The 2,357-nt window shown below is 51.5% G+C and carries 4 protein-coding genes; 1 reads left to right on the top strand and 3 read right to left on the bottom strand.

Going from position 1 to position 2,357, the window contains the following annotated elements:
- The 3 genes from ACFRAK_RS27840 to ACFRAK_RS27830 all read right to left on the bottom strand — a co-directional run.
- Window positions 1–272: SRPBCC family protein (locus tag ACFRAK_RS27840; protein ID WP_394573010.1), on the bottom strand; the 272-nt coding region annotated here is incomplete at its 3' end.
- Window positions 273–358: 86 nt separating this feature from the next.
- Window positions 359–715 carry an ArsR/SmtB family transcription factor gene (locus ACFRAK_RS27835; RefSeq protein WP_394573009.1) on the bottom strand — a complete coding sequence of 119 codons (357 nt, stop codon included), beginning with the start codon at window positions 713–715 and terminating at the stop codon, window positions 359–361.
- 87 nt (window positions 716–802) lie between these two features.
- Entirely contained in the window at window positions 803–1,546 is a 744-nt protein-coding gene (locus ACFRAK_RS27830) for an HAD family hydrolase (RefSeq protein ID WP_394573008.1), read from the bottom strand.
- A 101-nt stretch (window positions 1,547–1,647) separates the two neighbouring features.
- On the opposite strand from ACFRAK_RS27830, the gene ACFRAK_RS27825 reads away from it, so the two are divergent.
- On the top strand, window positions 1,648–2,357 hold a 710-nt coding region (locus ACFRAK_RS27825), incomplete at its 3' end, for a class I SAM-dependent methyltransferase (RefSeq protein WP_394573007.1).

The following is a 2,357-nucleotide window of genomic DNA, read 5'->3' as shown; positions in this document are numbered from 1 at the left end:
TTAAACTGTGGCATCTTAAACGTAAATACCAGCTTGTTCGGCGGGTCCAATTCCAGGTATTCCCCGATCGCGCGATATTCCTTCCCTTCGCGCTCGTCTACAATCTCCCAAGCCCCGCCGACGCGAGGGTCACTATGTGCAACCTTATTCGTCATCTCCATCGTAAACAACCATTTGCGCATCATCTCCGGATTCAGCCAGGCATCGAATACCCGTTCCGGAGGAACATCGAATTGCCGCTTCATCACGAGCGTCGTGGTTGAAGTATCCATAATTAAAATCGCCCTCCGTACTTTGTATTGAATTCAATTCTAGGATCCCTTTATCATGGTGGGTAATCCGTTTCATTCCTATTCCTCTAATGCTCCTCCTTCTTCGCTTTATTCAGTTCCCGTTCCAGCGCATCAAACTGCACATTCCATAAACGTTCATAGAATTGCAGCCACTCCATCGCGCGCGACATCGTGCGTGGGTTAAGACGGCACATATGTGTCCGCCCTTGAATCGATCGTTCCAGCAAGCCTGAGCGTTCCAACACTTTAATGTGCTTGGATGCGGCGGCAAGCGACATATGAAACGGCTCTGCCAATTCCGAAACCGTTCGGTCATGCGAAGCGATCATGCGCACCATCTCCCTGCGAGTAGTATCCGCCAATGCATGAAAGATGTGATCCAATTGTTCATCTTTATTATGTTCAACCATATGGTTAAACATAAGACATCCCCCTCCAAAAGTCAACCATTCGGTTGAGTAATAAGAAATAGAAGAGCCACCCTTCACTGCAGGGTGACTTCCACAACGTCAGTCGGCTAACTCCGACTCAAGCCAACGCGCCAGCTCACTATAGCCTGACACCATATGACCGGGCTTATGCTCTGATTCAGGCGCTGCTCCGCGGTGATTGAACCAAATCGAATTCCATCCCGCCGCCAAAGCGCCCACCACGTCGTTACGCCATGAATCGCCGATAAAATAACTGTGACGAGGCTCTGTTCCGGTTATCTGATTCACATGCTGGAATATACGAGGGTCCGGCTTGTCCCAGCCCAGCGTGCCAGAAATAAATATCTGCTCTTGCGGTACCAGATCCGCCAGTTTCAAAGCCTTGATCTTACTCGCCTGATGGTCTGCAGGACCATTCGTAATAACCCCTACCACATGCCCCAAGGCGCTTAGTTTCGCGATTAATTCCGGGGCGCCTTCGAACAGCTTGATATCAAACTGCCTGGCCAGATACGCCTGCTGTAGTTCTTCCGCTTCCTCAGGTTCTAGCTTCATTCCAAACTCCGCCAGCGCCATGCGGAAGCGCTCTCTGCGCATGTCATCCACAGCGGCTGCATATGCCCGGGTTCCTGCGCCTCCCAGATCTATCGATAGCATGTCGCTATAATAACGCATTCGGTGGTATGCCGCTTCATAGGGAAACGGCTCTGCCGGATGAATCTTGCTGCGGACCGCATCCCGGAACGGGGTTAAGTGGTCATATAAAGTATCGTCCACGTCAAAAAAAATCCCTTTGCGCGGTGCCTGATGGTCCAATGTCATATGTAAAATCTCCTCTATCATTGTCCTAAGTTGCAGTATAGCACAGATTGCTCCTGTGATATGATGACACTAGAAGTATTTGACAAGGAGATGAAATACGGATGAACAAGGATACGAGCGAAGTGTGGGGCACGGATTTCGTTCCCGAAGGAAATCGGGCGAGCAATGTAGATCGGTTTACCGGCTTTCAGGATACCTACGATCAGCATCGGCCGGAAGCCCCTCCGGAAGTTATAACCCTTCTGACGGGTTATCTGGAGCGAAGACCTGGGCTGGTCGTCGACTTGGGCTGCGGGACGGGCCTATCGTCATTCGCATGGAAGGATGCCGCGGACCGGGTTATCGGCGTTGAACCGAATGATGATATGCGGGGCAAAGCTGTCGCTAAACTGAACCTTCAATCCCTTGAACAGACTCAAGGCGCGGACATCAGCTTCGTCTCCGGGTATTCCAATCAATTGTCGCTTCCTGATCAAGCAGCCGATATTATTACCTGCTCCCAGTCCTTTCATTGGATGGACCCGGCTACCACATTGAAAGAGGTCGCCAGAGTGCTGCGTGACGAAGGCGTGTTCGCCGTCTATGATTGCGATTGGCCGCCAAGCTTAACCTGGAGAGTCGAACAAGCCTACCATGGGCTGATCGAAGAGGCCGAGGCGATCATCGACCGCCACGTGGAGGCGCAGGAGCAGGCATATAAAGGGAACAAGAACGAACATCTGAAGCACATTCGGGAGAGCGGCGTATTCCGGTTCTCCAAGGAAATCGTATTTCATCATATCGAACCTTTCACCGCCGAGCGGTATACGGG

Source organism: Peribacillus sp. NPDC056705 (genome assembly GCF_043656335.1).
The sequence above is the reverse complement of the archived record's forward strand: the minus strand, read 5'-3'. Positions and strand labels throughout refer to the sequence as shown.